Consider the following 23,468-nt stretch of genomic DNA (forward strand, 5'->3'; position numbering starts at 1 on the left):
TAGTATGCTCAATAAATCGCCAGACGATGCGCAAACGTTATCGTCCCTGCGCAATCCAGCAACAATTTTTCGCATCGCTGTTAGCAAATACGTTGCGCAATCTGCTCACAAAAACGCCATTATCCGCCAGGAATGGTAAACGGACCGCCCTGCTGAATCGCTCGTTGCCAGGCTGGACGCATTTCTACCCGCGCTTTCCATGCGTTGATATGGTCGAGATGAGCGATCCCGCCTCGGGCAAGCAGCGCAAATAGCGGGAAGCTCATCTGGATATCCGCCATACTTAACTGCTCTCCGGCAAACCAGGGGTGATTTGCCAGATGCCCGTCAATAAAGCGCGCATGGGTTTCCAGTTGCGGATTGAGGTACGCTTTTTGCGCGCCCTTACCGATAACGCCGCCCAACGTTCGCAGGCCCAATGGTACCGGCGGTTTACCCAGAGAGGTAAAGAGCAGTCTCATCAATAGTAAGGGCATGAGCGAACCTTCAGCGTAATGTAGCCAGAATCGATAGTGTTGTTTCCCCTGCGCATCCGCAGGTTTAAAGCGTCCGATACTGTCGTAAGTGTCCTGCAAATATTCCAGGATGGCGCCCGATTCCGCAATAACCATACCGTGATCTTCAATAACCGGAGACTTGCCCAGCGGATGCACTTTTTTCAATGCCGGCGGCGCCAGCATGGTCTTTTCACGCTGGTAACGCACAATCTGGTAAGGCAACGCCAGCTCTTCCAGCGCCCAGAGGATGCGCTGCGAACGAGACTGATTTAAATGGTGCACCGTCAGCATGGCTGTCTCCTGTAAGGTATGCCAACTAACTATAGAAAATTATGGCAGTTGCCGTAAAAATTTCGGCTAAAAAATCAGCATTTCGCTGGCGAACAGGGCGTCGTCGCTTACACTTACAGTATCAACACAAACCGGAACCTCCACCACGTGCTCGATATGAGGGGTGTTGACGTCGGGGGAAACCCTCCTGTAATCAGCGGGATAGAGCGAAAGACAAAGACCGGAAACAAACTAAAGCGCCCTTAGCGGCGCTTTAGTTTTAGGTGAACTCAGCCCGATGGCCGAGTGCATATTAATCATCTTCAAGCAGCCGGGCACCCGTCCCGTGTTCGCCAAGCCTGTCGCCTGGATTTCGCAGCGGACAGTCGCTACGCGATAAACAGCCGCAGCCGATACAACCGTCCAGCTCATCGCGCAACGCCACCAGCGTATGAATACGTCGGTCTAACTCTTCGCGCCACTGCGAGGAGAGCTGCTTCCACTCTTTCGCGCTTAACGTATGCCCTTCCGGCAAGATACCAAACGCGTCGCCGATAGTTGCCAGCGGGATGCCGATACGCTGGGCGATCTTGATAATCGCGACATAACGCAACACGTCACGCTTGTATCGCCGTTGGTTACCGCTATTACGGATACTGGTAATTAGCCCTTTGCTTTCATAGAAGTGCAGGGCGGACACAGCAACACCGCTACGTTTCGCAACTTCCCCCGGCGTCAGTAAGGCTTTTAAACGGGGAGATTTTTTTTCCATAAATCGCTTTACCTCAAGTTAACTTGAGGAATTATACTCGCCCGCAGACAAAACGACGAATCGAATACTGTTTAAGAGGCAACAATATGTCGCATCAGCAGATAATTCAGACCCTTATCGAATGGATTGATGAACATATCGACCAACCGCTAAACATTGATGTGGTGGCAAAAAAATCGGGCTACTCCAAGTGGTATTTGCAGCGGATGTTTCGTACGGTAACGCATCAAACATTAGGCGAGTATATTCGCCAGCGCCGTCTCCTGTTGGCGGCCGTTGAGCTACGAACGACCGAGCGCCCGATTTTTGATATCGCGATGGACCTGGGCTATGTATCGCAGCAAACCTTCTCGCGTGTATTCCGCCGCGAGTTCGATCGCACTCCCAGCGATTACCGTCACCGCCTGTAGGGCGTCTGCCCGCGTATCGTCAGAGGCGCGGGCGTTTGTTGTAGCCAGGAGATGAATTCCTGCGGTGGTAACGCCTTCGCAAAGTGCCATCCCTGACAATACTGAACGCCGCGTTTTAGCAACCAGCTAACCTGTTCAGCCGTTTCAACCCCCTCCGCAATGATTTTTAGCCGCAAACTTTGCGCCATTTCAATAATATGTTCCACAATCAAATGGCTGGCGCTATTAGTGGTTAGCGTGTCGACAAAAGATTTATCAATTTTTAAAAGGTCGACATTTAATGAGTACAGGTTATGCAAGTTCGAATAGCCGGTACCAAAGTCATCAATTGCCACCTCGTATCCCGCCTGGCGAAACGCCTGAATAATCGGCGTCATTTTAGGCACATCAATAAATCCGCGCTCGGTCACTTCAACCTTTATCTGTTGCGCAAGCACTGAATGCTGACGCGTTTTTTCATGAATCATCACAATTAGTCGGGAAGAGAGAAAATCGGCGGCAGAGAGATTGATAGAGACATAAAGATGCGGGTGCGCGGCCAGAAAACCACCTAAATCATTAAATACCTCTTCGACGACATAATCGGTGATCTGCTCAATCATCCCCTCTTTTTCCGCCAGCGGAATAAATTCGCACGGGCTCATCACCGGACCGTGATAGCCCGGCCAACGCAATAGCGCTTCGGCACCTACACATGTCCCGTTTCGGATATCAATGATCGGCTGATAATGAAGGCAAAGCTGGTGCCTGGTAATGGCCCGTTGCAGCAATCGACGCGGTGAGTAATATGCCTGCCGGGATCGTGACCACATAAATAAGACGATAATGCTACAGATGATCCCTAACGGTAGCGTTAACGTAAGCTGATGAAAGAGGTTCTGGTAAAAGCGTTGCTTTGAGGTTGACACAATCGCGGCAACCGGTCGTTTTGCTGATTTAACCAGAGTATAAAAACGCTCACCCTGTTGGAACACAGGTTCACTCCGTCGTACCAAAGGTAATAGGTGATCAGCCTGCGCCTGTTCACTCAGAGAGAAAAAGGTGTTGGTCACCGTATCATACATTCCCCAGACCAACGCCGGATCGTCTGACATCACCTCGCTATAAGATAAGGGATTGATAACCGCGACATAGTTTCCCCGCTGCATATATGTCATTTTATAACCGTTGAAAAAAGGCGTATCACGATAGTAATAAATAGCGATGTCAGGCTTTCGTTTATAGTCAGCGCGGGGAATAAAATAAGGACTTGTTGGCGTCATAACCGTAGAGCATAGAAAACGCTGGCCCTTAGCATAAATCAACTCATTAATGTACAAACGACCGCGGATAATATTCAGCATTCGCTGTTGATGGGCTGGCGTACAGGCTTGCCCCTGATATTGTTCAGCGGCATCGCGGGCTAAATTCGCTTGCAGGATAACCCGCTCCGTTTTATCTAATACCAACTGCGCAAATGAATGTAACTGATTTCTGGTTTCAGAGACTGCCCGGATATGAGCAAACCAGATCGCCAGCAATACAGGAAGTAACACCACAATGATCGTTCCGAGAAATCTCAACACCTTGCGTCGTGTGCTTTGACTCATTTTCAGCCTATTTCCCTGCATTATTTGTGACTATTGTTGGCAAAATAAGACGTGAACCAAACGGAGGTTTACGGTGCATGAATTTATCAATATTAGCAACAGACTTTTACCGATCAACATTTACCATTAATAACTAAGCGCAATCTCTCTCGCATACCAGGCAGGACGCTAAATATTTTTGATAACATCAGATTTATACCTAAGTAAACGATGGGGTATACATCTTTACTCCTTTCTTTTGATAAATAACTTGATATTTTTATCAGGTCTGAATTTCACGAAAAAGAAATAAAAGAGTAGTAATAATACATCTTTGCTTTCCGGCTGTTTCTCTACGGACGCGCAGAAGTCACACAAAAAATAAGGTTATAAAACGCACAAAAAATACATTGCCGATCTGGCGAACAAGCCTGTTTTTGTGATATAGTTCACAAAAACAATGAAACAGAAACAATGTTTCATTCGATGTTGATGTGACGTCCGTTGATAGCCAGAATGTCCCACGTTTCCCGGGAACAACGCCGTGCTGTCCTGGACAAAGGTCTATTCAGAGGAAATGTTTCATGGCTGCCATAACCACTGGTGTCGTTCTTCTCCGCTGGCAACTGTTGAGCGCCGTGCTCATGTTTTTAGCCAGCACGCTCAATATCCGTTTCCGTAAATCAGATTATATTGGTCTGGCGGTGATCAGTAGCGGTCTGGGCGTGGTATCCGCCTGCTGGTTTGCCACCGGTTTACTCGGTATTACCATGATGGATCTCGCTGCGATCTGGCATAACATTGAAGCCGTAATGGTCGAAACGATGAGCCAGACCCCGCCAGAATGGCCGATGGTGCTGACCTGATACGCTATCGCTGCCGATGAAGCCGCCCACCGGTTATCTCAACGCGGAATCGCGCGCCAGGAGTAGCCTTGCGAACCATCACGTCCCTCGCATTGCCGTTGATGAGGGCCGCCAGGTGTGGTTATCCAAAAATGGCAAGTGGAATAGCCCTAACAGAATCGAGCTAAACTTATTGAAGTCATTGCCGACTCGTTAAATGACAAAAAAGACCCGTTTGTGCAACGGGTCTTTTTTATTAAGCAGTACCACCTGATAACAGCGACAAGCGCTGCTTATTTTACATTAATAATTTATCCGGAGAACAATCACGGATTATTTTTCCACCTTTCATTACCAGAACCCGGTCAAAATACTTTATCAGATATCGACGATGCGTCACCATGATCAACGTTTTCCCATGAATAAACTCATCTAAGTTATCAAAAATTTGCTTCTCGGTATTTTCATCCAGATTTGATGTTGGTTCATCCCATAAAAAGACGCTGGCGTTACTGCTCAGACTACGTGCTAATAATAACTGCTGTTGCTGTCCGGATGACAGGTTTTTAGCCATAAAATTCACCGGAAACTTCAGCCCCATAGGATGTTGCAAGATAAAACCACAGTTCGCCAGATGGAGCGCCTTGAGTACCCGGCCCCTGTCGTTTTGCGGTTTTAACGCGAAATTACTTTCAATGGTTCCGGTGAATAAAACATCATGTGTCGTCACCACGCTTAAATGCTGAGAAAAAAAGTTCTGCGATAAATGCCCTAAGTTATATCCATCATATAAGATGGCGCCGTCTGTTGGCGAAAGGTAGCCAGATAGCATTCCCAGTAATGAGCTTTTTCCTGCACCGCATTCGCCTATCACTGCGACACGCTGCCCCGCAGGTATGTCTATAGACAGTCGGTTAATAATCATCGGAGATTGAGCGTCATACTGATAACTCACACCCCGAATAGAGATATCGCCATTGCACTTTGATATGGACTGTAATGCCGGTGTTTTTTCTGCCTGATCTTCATCAAAAAAAGAAAGCAGATCCTTACCGGTTTTTTCTGCTGATAAAATAGAGATTAATGTAGAAGAAAAATTCGAAATGATCCCGGAAATACGACCAGAGACAATGACAGATGAAACAATTGCGCCAGTAGTAACATCACCCTTGATTACCATAAAAAAGGCTATTACCATAATAGTTATTTGGGTAATAGATGACATACTCCCCAATATAGATTGATAGATAAGATTTAATTTCCTTATCTTCAGGTTAAGATACGACTGTTCATTTGATGTGTTGACCCAATCAAAAAGTAAACCTTGATTATTTAAGGTATGGATCATTTTAATAGATAAGAAAACCTCTGAGATGAAGATATTCCTGTTCTTCTGTCCTTCTTTTTGTTTGTTCATTAACTCATTAGTATAATGGTGGTTAACGAGGGAAATAATAATAGAGACGATAAACATGGTAACAGGGACAATAACGACCAGACCTAAATTTACATATATAACAATGAGAAATATAATAAATATTGGAATATCGGCTATACGTTGAAAGATCGAGTTTAATAAAACGGGTTTAATTTTCTGAAACTCATTCCATAGCACAAATGCTGATGACATGGATCTGCCATTTTTCTTTTTACTATAAAGTACCGCTTCAAGAAATGCGATATCAATATCGACGTCATCCTGCCTTGCTGTGATAGACTGATAAATATCTTTCGAAGTACGAAGGATAAACTCAAAAACAATAAATACAGCAACAATTATAGCCACGCCAAATAAAGATGAAACCGAAGCACTTGGAACAAGCTTATCATAGAACAGATTACTAAATACTGGAATAGTTAACGCAAAAATTGCCATAAAAAGAGATGAAAAGAAGTATTTAGTATAAAAAATCTTGTTCATCGATAAAGAGTTTTTTATGATATTTTTTACTCTTATACTATCAACAACTTTATTTAAAGGTAGTATACTAAATGCAGATAACTCTTTTAAATATTCATCTTCAATTTCAACATAGCAGAGTTCACCGCGCGCGTTTACCAACTTTATTTTTTGCCCGCCACTCACACACACCATCCACTTCATTTCTGGTGTTAATAGTAAAATCGGCATAGGCTCATTTAGTAAATCCTCACCATTATTAAATAATATATCCTGTAGAGAAAGCCCTAACGACAAAAAGAAATTCTTCATTTGTATAGAGTCGTCAGTGTTATTTCTGTCGTACTTTTTAAATCTTAAATTTATATCATCTTCTTTGATGTCAATTTTTATGTTGAATTTTTTAGACACTATAGATAATGCCGTTTCCGCACTTAAATAATAAGGTTCTAGTTTTTTATCCATAAGTAAACCCCCTCACCCAAAGGTGAGGGGTCTCCGTTATTATGCGTGTTCTTCTTGATTATCTACAGGTAACGTAACTTCATTAACGGCGAAAACTTCAATAGCGCCGTTATTGTTGTGCCCTACAGAACTCGTTGAAGGGGAATCATTAATATCATCCTCGGTCTTTCCTCTTGCATTCATTGCGTTCACAATATCCGCCGAGGAGTGATCGACTGAGAATGTTTTCTCCTTAATCAGGAAATCATCGTCCTTATCAAGGAATTTCACGTCCATAGTATATTCACCATCTTCCAAAGATAGCGGAACTTCGAATATTGCTTTCTGGTTAGTTATCGGCAGAGTAAACTCTTCTCCTTCAAACATAACACTGACATTAACAATATTCTCAGGTACTGATATTTCAAAAGAAGGTGTCTGACTAATTGAACGATCTATTTCATCCCCAGAGTCAGCGTTTAACAATGTAATACTATAGGCTGTCTCCTTCACCACACTTTCTTCCGCCGCAGACGGCACTGTACGAAGATGCGTAGCGCTTTCGGCATTCACTGTTTCAGACTCCGGTGGAGTAACCGCTGTTGGCGTGGCGTCATCGCTCGCATCGTCATGCTGGCTATCCGCTGTTACCGTCACCGTTGAGTCAACCGTCACCTCCAGCGAAGCAGATTGCAGTGAGTTCCCCGCGCGATCCACCACCGTCACGCTCAGCGTGTAGGTACCATCATTCCAGGCGGCTGGCGGCGTGAAGGTCCAGCCATCCGCGCCTTGCGTCGCCTGATAGATGTCTGTCACGCCATTATGCGTCACGTTTACGGTCACCCCGGTCACGTCAGCATCAATATGCTGCAGCGTGAACTTAGGCTGGGTGTGATTGTGATTCGTCACGTTATCGCTGTCTGAAGCGCCATTGCCTTCACCTGCTGCCAGCGCAATCTCCGGCACGGTCAGCGTACTGTCGATCGTAACGGTAATGGGTAACGAGTTTTTCTGATTACCCGCGGCATCGCTTGCGATTACCGATATCGTATAGGAACCATCAGCTAACGGTGTACCTGGCGTAAAGAACCAAACGCCATCGGCATTTTTTTCAGCATTATATACGGTCCCATTGATATCGACCTGAACGACCACAACATCGCTTTCCAGATTCCCGATAATAAAGGTAGGCTGATTATCTCGCGTAATATTATCGCCCACCGTACCACTGTCTGAGTCTGGAGATAATGAAATAACAGGAGTCTCTTTCATGATATCGAGAGGGACATCATCACTCCGGTTACCAATCGCATCCACACTCGTAATGGTAAACTTCCCTTCCGATGGATACGGGATCGCCATACTCCATTTACCATTATCAGGAACGGTTAACGTATAAGTATTCCCATTACTATCGGTTATTATTAGCTGAGATTTGGCTTCCGCCGTTCCCTGCATAATAATTAGATCGTTGACAATATCTGAATAAGTTACGACCGGAGCGTTTGGCGGCGTTCGATCAATAAATATTTCATGTACCTCTTCCTTACGGTTGCCTGCGTTATCCTCAATACTCAAAGTGATATCGTATTTCCCTTCCGGAAGTTGATCGGTCGATAACTCCCACTGCCCATTAGCCGCAACGACAGCGGTTGCCAGCGTGACCCCTGCCACGATTAATGATACCGTAGCGCCAATTTCCCCCATACCTCTCATGGTAATAGTGGAGCTATTACTCCACCAGTCCGTTTTCGATGATGATTTATTGTCATCAAGCTCGCTGGTAAATACCTGGATATGCGTATCGACCCAAATGGAATACTTTTCCTGATTTACGTTACCAGCACGGTCCGTAGATTTAACAGTGATATCCAGCTGGCCTTCTGTGAAATAAAGCGGGTTCACCGGCATCTGCCAGTGGCCTTTGTCATTAACCCAAACTTCCCCCACATTTAAGCCATTAATGATGATTTCTATTTTGCTATTGGGCTCAGCACTGCCACTAAACAATAAGTTACGTGTCGTGTCCGTTATATATATTTTGCCATCACTACCGGTCATCTCTGCTAACGTTTGTCCACCGATAGAATCAATGGCGACAGGCGTCGTATTAAAGGTATCGATAGTAAAGTTTAGCGTTTTCGAGGTAGCCGTGTTGCCTGCTTTATCGGTGATAACATAATAAATGCTATGGGAACCATCGCCCAACGGCGACTCAGGTCGATAAACTTGATTTCTGTCCGTCACCGTGATCGTATCGACTAACACCCCATCAATGAAAATCTGAACACTCTGGTTCATTTCTCCATAAATACTAAACGCAGGCCGGGTTTGACTCGTTATACTATCATTACTGAAAATACCGTTATCAGAACCTGCCATCATAACAGGATTATCGATAAACGTACTGGTATCTATCGTGACGAGTAAGCGAGGCGATTCTGCCGTATTACCTGCCGGGTCTTCGGCAACCACTCGGATAGAATATTCACCATCTTTTAACGCATTATCAAACTGATAGGACCAGGTTCCATCTTCAAGCACAAGAACATTTGCCACGATCTTTTCATCCACATAAATATGGATTGTGGCTCCCGCTTCTGCGGTGCCAACTAACACAGGCTTGTTGTGACTAGTAATCAGATCGTCAAGTGAACCAGAGTTGCTCGCATCTTCAAGGTTGAGCGTTGGGAAGTCGGTTGATGAATCGACATCCACGCTATAATCCTTGCTCACTTCAGTGTTGCCAGCAACGTCAGTAATGCTGAAATGAATATTAAACGTACCATCATCTTGCAGCAGTATCGGCGCGCGCCATGTGCCATCAGCCTCAACCATAACAACGTTGACTAATTTACCATCGACAAAGATGCTGACCTGAGAACCTGCCTCCCCGACACCTGAGACTGACAACGCCCGGTTATTAGAGAGGGCCGGTAATGAATCTTCATCAATGTCAAAGACAGCAATTTGAGAATCGATTGTCACGGTTGTAATCGCAGACTCAACCCGGTTACCAGCAGTATCCGTAGCAACAAATTGCACCTGATACTCGCCGTCGGCGCTATTTGCCGGCATGGTATAGCTAATATTACCTGACGAACTCGCCTCTACTGTGCCTTGTAACACACCATTAATATAAACCTGTACCGTCGCGCCGGGATCGGTCATGGCAACCAGTACCGGAGACTTATTATTGGTAATCAGATCATATTTATCACCGCTATTAGTATCCCGACTTAATGAAATATCGCTGATTTCAATCTGCGTATCATGTTCTATCAGGATATCTTTTTGTTGGCTGTTGCCCGCTTTATCTTCCGATACCACGACAAAGGCATTACTACCTTCACGCAGATCTAATTCTGCGCTCCATCGACCATCATTGCCTACCACCAGGGTAGCAATAACCACCCCCTGCGGATTCCTGATGGTTAAAGTACTTCCGGCTTCGGCAGTACCATCGATGGTGACATGAGATTTATTGGTGATCCAGTCGCCAACTTTGCCACTGTCATCAGCTTCGCGTAATACCACGGTTAACGGCGAAATTACCGTATCCAGTATCACATTCTGCGGACCAAACTCTCTGATATTGCCGGCAACATCTTCAACTTTAAACGTTAATACATAATTACCGTCATTACCCAAAGCAGGTAATACTACGCCCCAGTGTCCTGCGCCTGTCGTATAAGCAATCGCTTTTTCAACGCCATTCACAAAGATAGTGATTTTGCTGTTTGGCTCACTGGTGCCGCCAATCTCCGGCGTCACCGTATTGATATATCCGCCCTCATGCATTCCAGATATATTCCATACCAGTTCAGCAACCTCGGTATCGATAGTGACATCAACGGCGGTGGAACGCAGTTCGCTATTATCGCGAGGGTTGACGATACCCACCTGGACGACATAATGGCCATCTTTCATTTCCGATAACTGGAAAGTATATCGACCCGCTGTATCCGCTGTCGCCTCGCCGACCTTCACGCCATCCACATAAATACTCACAATCGCATTAGGTAACGTGTTCCCAACCAGGGTCGGCGTTTTATTATTCGTGGTAAAGTCTCCTAAGGCACCACTATCGCTCTCCTCGCTGAGCTTTATGGTTGGAGGCGTGACATCAATAACAGGTATTACGACAGGAAAGTCGACCTGCGACGATTCATTACCCGCTTTATCTTTGGCAACAATGCTCACAACATAGGAGCCTGGCGCTAATACTGATGGCGGCGTCCAACTCCATTCGCCATTCGCATTGGCGTTTGCCGAGCCGACCACTTTCCCATCCCACTGAATCATAATCGTCGAGAACGCTTCGGCTAGCCCTTTGAACTCAGGACGCAGGCTGGTTGCTTCATACTGATCATCAATAGATGGATCCGAAAGGCGAATGGTAGGATCGATCGTAACCGTATCGATAGTGAATCTTTCCTGCGTTTGCGCAGTATTTCCCGCGACATCTGTTGCGACGACGTTGATGGTATACATGCCATCCGGCAGTATATTCGGCGTCACACTCCAGTTGCCATCGGCGCCAACCGTAATCGTGTGTTTTAGAACCTCCCGACCTGACTTATCATCAACAATGGTAATCACCAGTTTCGCATTAGGCTCCGCAGTACCTTCGAATTTGGGATTTTGCTTATTCGTAAGGTTATCGCTATTGGAGCTGCCGGTATCAGACGCTGGCTCCATTCTGACACTGACGCTTGTCGTGGTATCAATGGTAAAGGGCAGCTTAGTTTCAGAAGTATTTCCGGCAATATCTCTGAAGACAACAACGGCTTCATATACGCCATCGTTTAACGCAACGGGAACCTGAAATTCCCAGAGGTTATTGCCATTTGCCGTAACCGGATAAGAAACGCCGTTAATTCTGATTACAACAGTATCAATATCGGCGGGTACATTGCCAATAACGAAACGTGGTTTAGTGACACTCGTAATATTATCAACAGCGCTTTCGCCAGTATCATCCGCATCCAGCAAATCAATACTGGGATCAGAAACAATAGTGTCTATTGTGAATGATACCTCTTTGCTAATTTTATTACCTGCGATATCTTCAGCCACTATTTCTATTTTGTAAGTTCCATCCACTAACGGTGTATCAGGGGTAAACAGCCATTTATTACCTGCCCCCTGAGTCAGTGTGCTGGATTTCCCGTTTAAAATTACCGTCACGCTCTGCAGCGGTTCTCTGGCTGAAATTTCAAAACGTGGAGAGGTAATATTCGTAATACCATCCGTAGAATCCTTTCCGGCGTCGTCCAGCATCACGACGCTCAGGCCGTCAATCTGCGTATCCACGGTGAAGCCCAGCGTGGAATTTGCCGTATTTCCTGCCCGATCCGTCGCCTGGACATGGAGAGTATAATGACCATCAGGCAATGCGCTACCTGCAGTAAATTCCCACTGCCCGGCCGCATTTTTACTGATAGGCGTCCAGTTTACGCCATCGAAAGAAACCAGCACCGATGTCACATCATCAGGCGTTGCAATTTCAAAAGAGGGACGGGTAGCATTTGTGACATTATCGTGATCGTTGACGCCGCTATCTGTTGTTAACGTAACACTGTCAATCTGAACCTGCGTGTCGATTTCAATCTGCAGTTCGGCCGATGTTTTGGTATTACCAGCAATATCCGTTACGGTAACAGAGATCGTATGCTGACCGTCAGACAGCGGTTGATCCGGCGTAAAGGTTAAATTCCCCCCTGTGTTTTCAATGGTGTAATCCCGACCATCAATATGAACCACAATGTGTGATACATCATTATCGACATTACCGATAATAAACACCGGTTTGTTAATCCTGGTAAGATTATCATTAGTATCATCACCAGTATCATGGGTGGGATCGAGTACAATTGTCGGCTCTCGCAGAGTCGTATCAATCGTAAACTGCAGCGTTTCTTGCGCAACGTTGCCAGCGATATCAGTCACATCAACCAAGAGAGTGTGTTTCCCATCAGGTAATGCCGAACCGACATTAAATATCCAGCGGCCATCCCCTCCTTTTGTGAGTTCAATCCAATTAGCGGCGTTATCGATTTTAACGCGCACATGGGTAATATCATCAGCGGTAACAATACTAAACTGCGGCTTGTCGACTTTGGTAATGTTATCTACATCGCTATCACCGCTATCTGTAACCAACGTGACGCTTTCAATTTCAGCCGTCGTATCTATCACAACAGGTAATGGTTTCGATGTCGCGGTATTTCCGGCCTTATCTTCAACCGTAACGGTAATATTATAAGAACCATCCGGAATGGCATTGCCTGGTGTAAATTGCCAACCAGCCCCAACCTTAGTCGCGTTATAATCATGACCATCAATCGTCACCACGACTTTAATAACATCGGGGTCAACATTACCAATCGTAAAGGTGGGTCGTGAAATATTAGTAATATTATCGGCGGTATTCGCTCCGGTATCTTGTCCTGCGTCTAAAGCAATAGTCGGAACCTGTATATTAGTATCGATATTAAATACTAAATCTTTATTCGCAATATTACCTGCCTCATCCGTGGCCTCTACGCGAAGGGTATATGTGCCGTCAACCAGAGTATTCGGACTGTCAAAAATCCACTGTCCGTCGGCATTTTTGCGTATCACATTCCAGTTAGCGCCACCATCCAGGGTTACGCGTACCTGGATGACATCACCGGGAACGTCAATTCTGAATGACGGTTTGGCAACATTCGTTAATTGATCATTCTGCACGCCAGTATCATTAAGCAATACGATATTGTTAATGGTTGTCGTGGTATCAATACGCACCTCTAACGGCGCAGATTCTTTTACATTCCCCGCCAGATCTTCCACCACAACGGCTAACTGATATGAGCCATCAGCCCAGCTCGCAGAAGGCGTAAAGCGCCATTGACCATTGGTGAATACCGCCGCTTCCTCGTGCGTTTTACCGTTGTAAGTTACTTTGACCATCACGCGCGTAACGTCAGAATCAACCTGGCGTATGTCGAACACAGGCCGATCGTGATTGGTGAGGCGATCGCCAACAGTACCGCTATCTTCGCCAGCTGCCAGTTCAATCACCGGCGTAGTCAACGTACCGTCTATCGTCACCTTTAAAGGCGCTGATGTTTGCTGGTTGCCTGCCACATCTGTTACCGTCACGGTGAATGTGTAGCTACCGTCCGCCAAAGCAGAATCCGGTCGATAGCGCCAGCCGTCGGCTGATTCGGTGAGTACCACCGTTTTAAACGTGCCGTTATGCTCAATACTCAATTCCACGTGTCGAACATCTTTATCGATACTCCCCAACACAAATACCGGCTGAGTGACACTGGTCAGATTATCGTTCTTATTCTGTCCGGTATCCTGATCGGGCGCTAGCTCAATGGTTGGCGTCAACAACGTGATGTCGATAGTGAAATCGAGCGTCCCCGTCATCTTATTACCCGCACCGTCAGTCACTTCCACGATCAGGGTATGCTGTCCCTCTGGCATATCCGTCGGCCAGGTGTAATCCCAAATGCCAGCCGTCGAACTCTTGATTGCAGTAACCCAGGTCGTGCCGCCGTCAATACTCAGAAGAACCTTTTCCACATCATCCGGTACCGAGATCTGGAACTGCGGACGCACATGTTTTGTGATATTATCGCCAGGGACGCCGCTATCGTTGACTAATTCAATATGATCAATGGCTATTTGCGTATCCACTGTCACCGTCAGCGGCGTAGACGGACGCGTATTTCCCGCCCGATCCTCCACTGTCACCGTCAGCGTATAATCACCGTCGCCCCACGGTGCTGGCGGTGTAAAGCTCCATCCTCCAGCCCCCTGTGTCGCAGTAAACGAGGTTGTCGTTCCATTATGCGTGACGCTGACTGTAACGTTGATAACATCCGAATCGATATTCTGCAGAATAAAGGTCGGTCGGGTGCGATTGGTCATATCATCGCCAGGCGTACCGGTATCATCCGTGCTATCCAGCGCAATGGTCGGCGTCGACAACCGGGTGTCGATGAAAAATTCAAGCGTTTGCGTCGCCGTATTGCCCGCTCTGTCGGTGACCATGACGGTTAGGGTGTGTTTTCCATCGCCCATATCCGTTGGCCAGGTATAGCCCCAGACGCCTTCGATACCCTGCGCCGCGCTCACCCAGTTTGCGCCGCCATCAATGCTCAGTTGCACAGAATTCACATCCGCCGGCACCGTGATCTCAAACTGCGGACGGGTGCTGTTAGTTAGATTGTCATCCGGCACGCCATGATCATTGACCAATGTAATATCAGTAATGCTGGTTTGCGTATCTACCGTCACTATCAGCGGCGTGGACTGACGAACGTTTCCTGCGTTATCCGTTACCTCTACCGTCAGTGTATAGCTACCGTCCGCCCAGTCAGCATCTGGCGTAAAGCGCCACTGTCCTCCAACCTGGGTTAGTGTCACTTCCTGGCTATTGCCGCCCTGTGTGATCCGCAAAATGACCGATTGCGCATCGGAGTCAATATTGCCAATGGTAAAGCCCGGTCTTTTGACGCTCGTAATATGATCGCCAATGGCACCTGTATCGTCCCTGCTATCCATAGTGATGGTAGGCGTTGACAGCCGGGTATCAATGGTAAAATCGAGCGTCTGCGTCGTCTTATTTCCCGCCTTATCGGTCGCTTCTACCGTCAGGGTATGTAGCCCGTCGGTCACATCTTTCGGCCAGGTGTAATCCCAGATCCCTGCCGTGCCCTGTGTTGCACGAACCCACGTATTACCGCCGTCGATACTCAGACGTACCTCGTTGACATCCCCTGGCACCGTGACGCGGAAGTGTGGACGAACGTCATTGGTCAGGTTGTCGCCGGGAATACCGTTATCATTAACCAGTTCAATAACATCGATGGTGATTTGGGTATCAACCGTGACCGTCAGCGGCGCCGAGTATTTTACGTTACCCGCTTCATCCTCCACCCTCACCGTCAGCGTATAGTCGCCATCTGCCCATGTGCCGGTCGGTGTCACGCTCCAGATGCCGGTCGCGCCTTTGGTGGCCGTCAGCACTTCTTTCGTGCCGCCATGCTGCACCTCAACCGTGACATACCGCGCGTCTGCGTCAATATTGCCCAGTATAAACGTCGGCTTATTCGCGTTGGTCAGGTTATCGCCTTTTGTTCCGCTGTCGTCCGTGCTGTCCAGCACGATAGTCGGTTCTGACAGCATGGTATCGATGATGAAGTCCAGTTTCTGCGTCGTCTGGTTTCCCGCCTTGTCGGTCGCCTCCACTGTCAGGGTATGCTTCCCCTCTCCCACATCAGCCAGCCAGGTATAATCCCAGACGCCCGGCGTCGCGCTCTGGGTAGCGTTGAACCATGTCTTGCCGCCGTCAATGCTCAGGCGCACCTCGTTAACATCCGTCGGTACCTTCACCTGGAACTGCGGACGCACGTTATTAGTCAGATTATCGTCGGGAATACCGCTGTCATTGACCAGTTCAATGTTATTAATGGCGATTTGCGTGTCCACCGTCACCGTCAGCGATGCCGAATGGCTGGTGTTCCCCGCTTTATCTTCGACTGACACACTCAGGGTATAATCGCCCGCCCCCCATGATGTCGGCGGCGTAAAGGTCCATCCGCCTACACCTTTCGTGGCGTCAAATGTGGTGGTGACGCCGCCATGCTCCACGCTGACCGTAACGCGAACGGCATCATCATCAATATGTTGCAGGTTAAATGTCGGCTGGGTGCGATTGGTCATGTTATCGCCCTGGATGCCGGTGTCGTCCGCGCTATCCAGTACGATGACCGGCGTCGACAGCGTGGTATCAATAGTGAAGTGGAGTGTCTCCGTCACCGTATTACCCGCATTGTCAGTCGCTTTCACATTCAGCGTATAGTCGCCATCCGGCACGGTGCCCGGCCAGGTATAATTCCAGACGCCCGGCGTCGCGCTCTGTGTCGCCTTAACCCAGGTCACGCCACCGTCAATGCTCAGACTGACTTCGTTAACGTCCCCCGGTACCGTCACGCGGAACTGCGGATGGGCGTCGTTAGTCATATTGTCGCCGGGAATACCGTTATCATTAACCAGTTCAATAACATCGATGGTGATTTGGGTATCAACAGTGACCGTCAGCGACGCTGAGTGTTTTTCGTTCCCCGCCTCATCTTCCACCCTCACTGTCAGCGTATAGTCGCCATCTGCCCATGTGCCGGTCGGTGTCACGCTCCAGTTGCCGGTCGCGTCTTTGGTGGCCGTCAGCACTTCTTTCGTGCCGCCATGCTGCACCTCAACCGTGACATACCGCGCGTCTGCGTCAATATTGCCCAGTAAAAACGTCGGCTTATTTACGTTGGTCAGGTTATCGCCTTTTGTTCCGCTGTCGTCCGTGTTGTCCAGCACGATAGTCGGTTCTGACAGTAGGGTATCGATGATGAAGTCCAGTTGCTGCGTCGTTTTGTTTCCCGCCTTGTCGGTCGCCTCCACTGTCAGGGTATGCTTCCCCTCTCCCACATCAGCCAGCCAGGTATAATCCCAGACGCCCGGCGTCGCGCTCTGGGTAGCGTTGAACCACGTCTTGCCGCCGTCAATGCTCAGACGCACCACGTTGACATCCGTCGGTACCGTCACCTGGAAGTGCGGACGCACGTTATTAGTCAGATTATCGTCGGGAATACCGCTGTCATTGACCAGTTCAATATGGTCAATGGCGATTTGCGTATCGATGGTAACCGTCAACGGCGCTGAGTGGCGAATATTACCCGCCTCATCTTTCACCGTTACCGTCAGCGTATAGTCGCCATCAGTCCACGCGCTGCCGGGTACAAAACGCCACTGCCCGTTAGTCTGCGTCAGCTCCACCTCCTCGCTGTGACCATCGCGCATCACCTGCACGACGACCTGAGTCACGTCAGAATCAATACCGCCGATAATAAAACCCGGCGTTTTAACGTTAGTCTTATTATCGTTGGCGGTGCCGCTATCATCTGCACTATCCAGCGTGATGGTCGGTGTCGACAATGTGGTATCAATGATAAAATTGAGCGTTTCCGTCGCCGTGTTGCCTGCAACATCGGTTGCTTTCACTGTCAGGGTATACGTATTTTCGACCAGATCTGTCGGCCATATATACTCCCAAACGCCGTCAGACGTCAGCGTTGCGTTAACCCAGTTGATGCCGCCATCAAGACTCAGTTGCACAGAGTTCACGTCCGTCGGTACCGTAATATGAAACTGTGGACGTGCTTCATTGGTCAGGTTATCCCCGACAATACCCGTGTCATTAAGAAGTTCAATGCGATCAATAGACGTTTGCGTATCGATAGTCACCGTCAGCGGCGCAGAATAATTTGTATTACCCGCCTTATCTTCTACCTTTACCGTCAGCGTATAGTCGCCATCGGTCCAGGCTGCGCCCGGCGTAAAGCGCCACACACCGCCGTTCTTAATCAACTCTATCTGTTGGTTCTTACCATCATGCGCCACCGTCACCACCACTTTGGTCACGTCGGCGTCGATATTACCGAGGGTAAAGCCTGGCATCTTAACGTTGGTGATGTTATCGCCAGCGGCGCTGTCATCCGCACTGTCCAGGGTAATCGTCGGTTCTGACAGCATGGTATCGATGATGAAGTCCAGTTTCTGCGTCGTTTTGTTTCCCGCCTTGTCGGACGCTTCCACCATCAGGGTGTGAGGGCCGTTAGCCACATTCGTCAGCCAGGTATAATCCCAGACGCCCGGCGTCGCGCTCTGCGTGGCGTCAAACCACGTTTTGCCGCCATCAATGCTCAGTCTTACACCGTTAACATCCGCCGGTACTGTCACCTGAAAGTGCGGGCGCGCTTCATTGGTCAGATTATCGTCGGGGATACCGCTGTCGTTAACCAGTTCAATACGGTCAATGGCGATATGCGTGTCCACTGTCACCGTCAACGGCGCGGACTGCTTCACATTTCCGGCCCTATCTTCTACCTTCACCGTCAGGATATAGTCGCCGTCCGCCCAGTCGCTGGTCGGCGCAAAGCGCCACTGTCCGCCGGTCTGAACCAGTGGCACCTCCTGTTTAATGCCATTGTGCATTACCTCCACTGTTACCCAGCTGACATCGGTATCAATATTGTTGAGGGTAAAGCCCGGCGTTTTAACATTGGTGATATTATCGCCCGCGATGCCGCTGTCATCTGCGCTGTCCAGCGAGAGGGTCGGCACAGACAGAGTGGTATCGATGGTGAAATCGAGCGTCTGTGTTGTCTTATTTCCCGCCTCATCGGTCGCTTCTACCGTCAGGGTATAGCCTCCGTCGGCCACATCATCCGGCCAGATATAATCCCAGACGCCCGGCGTCGCGTTCTGGGTAGCGTTGAACCACGTCTTGCCGCCGTCAATGCTCAGGCGCACCACGTTGACATCCGTCGGTACCGTCACCTGGAAGTGCGGACGCACGTTATTAGTCAGATTATCGTTGGGAATACCGCTGTCATTGACCAGTTCAATGTTATTAATGGCGATTTGCGTGTCCACCGTCACCGTCAGCGATGCCGAATGGCTGGTGTTCCCCGCTTTATCTTCGACTGACACACTCAGGGTATAATCACCATCCGCCCACGCCCCTGTCGGCGTAAAGCTCCATCCGCCTACGCCTTTCGTGGCGTCAAATGTGGTGGTGACGCCGCCATGCTCCACGCTGACCGTAACGCGAACGGCATCATCATCAATATGCTGCAGGGCAAATGTCGGCTGGGTGCTATTCGTCATGTTATCGCCCTGGACACCGGTATCGTCCGCGCTATTCAGTACGATGACCGGCACTGACAGCGTGGTATCCACCGCGAAATCGATGGTCTTCGTCACTGTATTGCCTGCTTTATCAGTCGCTTCCACCGTTAGCGTGTATTGACCATCTGCCAGGTCTGTCGGCCAGATATACTCCCAGCTTCCTGCCACGCCCGGAGTTGCCTGAACCCACGAATTACCACCGTCAATGCTCAGACGGACTTCATTGACATCGGTCGGTACCGTCACACGAAAGTGGGGACGGTCGTCGTTGGTCATATTATCGCCTTTCACGCCGCTATCGTTGACCAGTTCCACCCCATCAATGGCGATTTGGGTATCGATAACGACCGTCAGCGGTGCTGAGTAGTTGGTATTTCCTGCCTTATCTTCTACTTTCACCGTTAACGTGTAGCTGCCATCCGCCCACGTATTCCCTGGTGTAAATAACCAACTACCATTGAGGTGAGAAAGTTCGATCTCTTCGCTCACGCCATTGTGCATCACCTGTACGACGACCCGATGCGCATCGGCATCAACACCGGAAATAGCAAAACCTGGCTTATTGATGTTGGTCAGGTTATCGCCTGTAACCCCCGTATCATCCTTAGAAAGCAGGGAAATCACCGGCGTTGATACTGTGGTATCGATAGTAAAATCGAATACCGCGCTGTTCGCTTTATTACCCGCAATGTCCTCAACCTTGACATAAACCTGATGCAAGCCTTCCGTTAAATCTGAAGTAAAGGTATAGGCCCATGAACCATCAGGTTGTTGCGTGGCAACACCGATCTGCGTATCAGACGCGGCATCCCATACCTGAACACTGATAATGTCCGGATCAATATCTTTTAGGTGCAAGGTAGGTTTAACGATATTCGTTAAATTATCATCTGAAATTCCCGAATCTGAATCCGGGCTCAATGAAACTATCGGTATTGAAATAGCAGTATCGACGCTAATTAAGAAAGGATCCGAATGGGCAATGTTGCCAGCGATATCTTCAACTGAAGCGGTTATTCTATGATCGCCATCAACCAAACCTTGATCGGCTTTTAGAGTATACTCCCATCTGCCATCTTTATTTGTTCTGACCTCAGCGATCAGCGCACCATCAATATAGAGTTTAACCGTTGAATAGGGTGCAGCGGTTCCTGTCAGTGCAGGATTCTTTTCATTAATAATATGGTCTGTATTATCAACCCCCGTATCGTTGACCAACTCTATTGTTGGTTTTTGTGTTTGCGTTACGATTTGGAAATTATACGCTGATGAGGAGGCAGTATTACCGGCAATATCTTCTACCTTTACCGTTACGTCATGCGAGCCATCGGATAACGCTGTGGTAAATTGAAAATTCCATACACCATCATCGCCAGCAATAGCCTCGCCACTTAACACACCGTCAACATAGATGGAAACCTTAGCATTAGCTTCAGCCATCCCGGTAAACAACGGCGTATTAATTTTAGTAATCATATCGCCTTTAACGCCAGAATCAGCGCTATCATGCAACATAACAGTAGGGATCGGCGTAAAGCTATCAATGGTAAGCTGATAATCTACAGATGACGTTCTTCCTAAAGGATCGATGGATTCAACCGTAATCTTATAAACATTGTCAGACAGATTTCGGGAAATATCAAAATTCCAGTTACCGTCTGCATCTGCAGTCGTCACGCCTATCGTTTTACCATCAATAAGGATATTTACGGTAGCAAACCTATCCGCTGTTCCCAGTAACGTCAGAGCATTATGTTTATTGGTAATCCAGTCGCCTTTTGCACCGGAATCATCACTGGCATCGAGTTCCGCTTTTGGAGGTACAACTTCAGTTTGAATAGTAAAAGAATATTTAACAGTAGAGGATTTATTACCGGCGGCATCCTGAGAAATGATTTCAATATCATAGGCACCCTGAAGAAATTTATTACTAAACTGATAATTCCAGGTCCCGTTTGAGTCAACCTCAATGCTGTCATATAATTTACCATCTCGCATCAATAAGATGGTAGACTTTGGCTCTGCCGTACCGACTAAAGCCGGTAAATCATTCCCTGATAAAATTATACCATTCGGTAAAACAACAAAATCCTCCAAAGAAACTGTCGGAGGTACAGGGGCAACAGTATCGATAACGTAACTAAAGGAAAAATCCTTTTTGTTGCCAGCGACATCTTCAACAGTGAACGTAAGATTGTTAACCCCTTCCACTGAGTCGGAAGTGAAATTGAACGTCCATTCGCCCTTGTCATTCGCTTTAAAAATAACCTCTTCGCCAGTCTCACTATTTATGACACTGATAATAGCATTTGGCTCAGTTTTACCTGTAAAGGTTGGGCGAGTATTGTTAGTAACGTTATCTCCGACAATACCGCTATCATCAGTCGTTTCAATCTCAGCGCTGAAATAGCTGATACGTGTATCAATAGTAAAAGGCAGATTTGCCGTCGCTGAGGTATGCCCGGCAATATCAGTAGCTGTTGCTGTTATATTGTATTCGCCATCCTTGAGCGGCGTAGTAAGCGTATAGCTCCATGTCCCATCTTTAGCAACAATGACCTCACCAAGATGTTTAAGTCCAAGATAAATAGAGACTGTAGAACCGGGTTCCGCCACACCAATAAATGTTGGCAGGGTGCTATTTGTAATGCTGTCATTTTTAATGCCGGAATCACTACTATCATCCAGCTCAATCGTCGGCTTTTCCGGAGCAATGGTGTCGGTTATGATACTATCCGTCGTTTCGTTTTTATTACCTGCTTTATCTACGGCAACGACTTTTATACTATTTTCGCCCTCAGATAATTCATTATCTTTAAATTCATAACTCCAGTTTCCATCTTTATCGACATCAACGCTGGCAACCAGTTTATTATCTACATAAATGTCAACCTTGGCATTCTCTTCCGCCGTACCAACAATTGAAGGCGTCAAGGTCGGCGTTAAGCCCTTATGACCAGACACACTACTTTCAGGCGAAAGTTCAAATGTTGGCTTATCGGTAACGGAATCGATAGTAATGACAAGTTTGGCGCTACCGCTCCCATCAGCAGTCTTGGCCTCTGCCTCCAGATTGTATGTTCCATCAGTCAATGTTTCAGGCGCTGTGAAGGTGAAGTTACCCAAACTATCCGCTACAGCCTGACCGACAGCAATACCATTAATTTTAATAATGACCGTGGCATTGGGAGCAGTGCTACCTACAAACTGAGGTTTGGTAAAATTAGTTATACTATCATCTTTGCTACCGCTGTTACTCTCGGCCGCAAGCGCTAATGTGACTTTAAGCGGCTCTTTAACAGACTCGGCATCGAGCTTATTTTCCTCATTTTTACTGCTATTACTTTTGCCAGTGCTGGTATTTTTATTAATAGGTTGAGGAAGAACTTTTTCAGCATCGTTCTGTTTAGAAGCCTGCGTTGCTTTAGCCTGTGTATTTTGTTGGGAAGCATCGCTTTGCTGAGCCAGATTGTCTTTTGCTACATTGTCAGCCAAAAAGTTCTGCAGCATTTCTTCAATTTGCTTTGACGAGTTCTGTACTTCAAACGCTTCATTGAGCGCTTTTTCTGCAGCCTCCTTAGCTTTCTCAGCTTCTTCCTTCGCCTTATCAGCTTCTTTCTTTGCGTTTTCAGCCTCGTCAAGCTGCTTTTTTAATTCCTCTTCTTCCTTCTTATTTCGTCGTTTGCCATTACCTTTCTTTTCTACCTGAGCAGAATCAACCAATGAGCTGTCAATTCTCTCTAGTTGAATATCTTTTAAATCTACGCTGCCCAGAATTTTAGCGCCGGTAATAGTCTTATCTTTAAATTTAACAGCGAGGTTATTGCCTTTGATACTTGAATAAAGAGCGCCATTGACAATGATCACTGACCCATGCGGCGTCGTAATGTTCATGTCTGGCCCGGAAAGAGAAACTTTTGCGCCTTTGGCATTACCCAAAGAAGATAAATCAATTACAGAATTTTGATCGGCAAAAAACTTTTGTATGCTTTTATTTCCCATAATATTATATTCACTC

General features: G+C 47.4%; 7 protein-coding genes. 2 read left to right on the forward strand and 5 right to left on the reverse strand.

Annotation, left to right across the window (positions count from 1 at the left end):
- Positions 1–119 precede the first annotated feature (119 nt).
- Together J4645_RS16170 and soxR are read right to left on the reverse strand one after the other, a co-directional pair.
- Positions 120–788 (reverse strand): glutathione S-transferase, encoded by a 669-nt coding sequence (locus tag J4645_RS16170; protein ID WP_000958575.1) that lies wholly within the window; start codon positions 786–788, stop codon positions 120–122.
- 292 nt (positions 789–1,080) lie between these two features.
- Positions 1,081–1,539 (reverse strand): redox-sensitive transcriptional activator SoxR, encoded by a 459-nt coding sequence (gene soxR / locus J4645_RS16175; RefSeq protein WP_000412686.1) that lies wholly within the window; start codon positions 1,537–1,539, stop codon positions 1,081–1,083.
- A gap of 86 nt (positions 1,540–1,625) precedes the next feature.
- Between soxR and soxS the strand changes: the two genes are divergently transcribed.
- The gene (gene soxS / locus J4645_RS16180; RefSeq protein ID WP_000019483.1) at positions 1,626–1,949 is read left to right on the forward strand and encodes a superoxide response transcriptional regulator SoxS; all 324 of its coding nucleotides are present in this window, start codon (positions 1,626–1,628) and stop codon (positions 1,947–1,949) included.
- Here soxS and J4645_RS16185 read toward each other — a convergent pair.
- Positions 1,937–3,538, reverse strand: a complete 1,602-nt coding sequence (locus J4645_RS16185) for an EAL domain-containing protein (protein WP_023215124.1) — start codon at positions 3,536–3,538, stop codon at positions 1,937–1,939. The genes soxS and J4645_RS16185 overlap by 13 nt on opposite strands.
- A 563-nt stretch (positions 3,539–4,101) precedes the next feature.
- Here J4645_RS16185 and J4645_RS16190 point away from each other — a divergent pair.
- Positions 4,102–4,383, forward strand: a complete 282-nt coding sequence (locus J4645_RS16190) for a YjcB family protein (protein ID WP_000719058.1) — start codon at positions 4,102–4,104, stop codon at positions 4,381–4,383.
- Between the two features lie 277 nt (positions 4,384–4,660).
- Here J4645_RS16190 and siiF read toward each other — a convergent pair whose 3' ends face one another.
- Positions 4,661–6,727, reverse strand: coding sequence for an SPI-4 type I secretion system protein SiiF (gene siiF / locus J4645_RS16195; protein WP_000358574.1), 2,067 nt, complete (start codon positions 6,725–6,727; stop codon positions 4,661–4,663).
- A gap of 39 nt (positions 6,728–6,766) precedes the next feature.
- The gene (gene siiE, locus J4645_RS16200) at positions 6,767–23,452 is read right to left on the reverse strand and encodes a non-fimbrial adhesin SiiE (protein WP_208208993.1); all 16,686 of its coding nucleotides are present in this window, start codon (positions 23,450–23,452) and stop codon (positions 6,767–6,769) included.
- Positions 23,453–23,468 lie beyond the last annotated feature (16 nt).

It is taken from the genome of Salmonella sp. 32082101201600294FB01SM01, assembly GCF_017572865.1.
GTDB lineage: Bacteria > Pseudomonadota > Gammaproteobacteria > Enterobacterales > Enterobacteriaceae > Salmonella > Salmonella enterica.

Coding starts and splice junctions, on each gene's coding strand:
- J4645_RS16170 (WP_000958575.1), bottom strand. CDS start 788: ATGCTGACGGTGCACCATTTAAATCAGTCTCGTTCGCAGCGCATCCTC.
- soxR (WP_000412686.1), bottom strand. CDS start 1,539: ATGGAAAAAAAATCTCCCCGTTTAAAAGCCTTACTGACGCCGGGGGAA.
- soxS (WP_000019483.1), top strand. CDS start 1,626: ATGTCGCATCAGCAGATAATTCAGACCCTTATCGAATGGATTGATGAA.
- J4645_RS16185 (WP_023215124.1), bottom strand. CDS start 3,538: ATGAGTCAAAGCACACGACGCAAGGTGTTGAGATTTCTCGGAACGATC.
- J4645_RS16190 (WP_000719058.1), top strand. CDS start 4,102: ATGGCTGCCATAACCACTGGTGTCGTTCTTCTCCGCTGGCAACTGTTG.
- siiF (WP_000358574.1), bottom strand. CDS start 6,727: ATGGATAAAAAACTAGAACCTTATTATTTAAGTGCGGAAACGGCATTA.
- siiE (WP_208208993.1), bottom strand. CDS start 23,452: ATGGGAAATAAAAGCATACAAAAGTTTTTTGCCGATCAAAATTCTGTA.